This is a genomic window from Burkholderia sp. SR8, from assembly GCF_052851275.1.
Window position 1 is genome coordinate 1 of the sequence record NZ_JAULUC010000080.1, and the last position, 674, is coordinate 674.

Annotated in this window: 1 protein-coding gene and 1 pseudogene; both read left to right on the top strand. The window is 65.1% G+C overall.

The features are described 5' to 3' along the window. The coding region (locus Q3A80_RS31895; protein WP_446332750.1) for an FCD domain-containing protein at positions 1-477 on the top strand (477 nt) is incomplete at its 5' end. 42 nt (positions 478-519) lie between these two features. Then, positions 520-674: pseudogene (locus Q3A80_RS31900) on the top strand (ABC transporter substrate-binding protein); the annotation flags it as partial.

The window sequence follows — 674 nt, forward strand, 5'->3', positions numbered from 1 at the left end:
CCCGGCTACGGCTGGCAGTTCTCGCCGATGCTGACGACGCCGGACAGCCTGCTGAAATCGTACCGGCTGCGCCTCGCGCTCGAGCCGGCCGCGCTGCTCGAACCGGGCTACCGGCTCGAACCGAAGGTGCTGGAACGGTGCCGCGAAGTCGAGAAGCACCTGCTCGCCGGCGGCATCGAGACCGATACCGCCGATCAGCTGCACGAGCGTGGCGTGCGGTTCCACGAATCGCTCGTCGAGGCATCGGGCAACAGCTTCTTCATCGACACGATCCGGCGCGTGAACCGCGTGCGCCGTCTGCTGTCGTACCGCTCGATGCAGGATCGCGAACGTTACGTCGAACACGCGAAGCAGCATCTGCACGTGCTCGAACTGCTAGAGCGCGAACGCAACGAAGAGGCATCCGAAGCATTGCGTCAGCATCTGTTGCATACGCTCGATGCGCTGTCGCGCATCAGTGCGATTCTGAAACCCTGAGCGCCAAGCCCGCCGGCGCATTCGATCCTCACGAGCCCTTCCATGTCCATCGATCCTTCCGTCCTCTCCGCTTTCACGCCGACCGGCAAGCTGCGCGCGTCGATCAATCTCGGCAACCCGATCCTCGCGAATCGCGACCCGGCCACCGGCGAGCCGTTCGGCGTGTCGATCGACCTCGCGCACGCATTCGCCGAGCG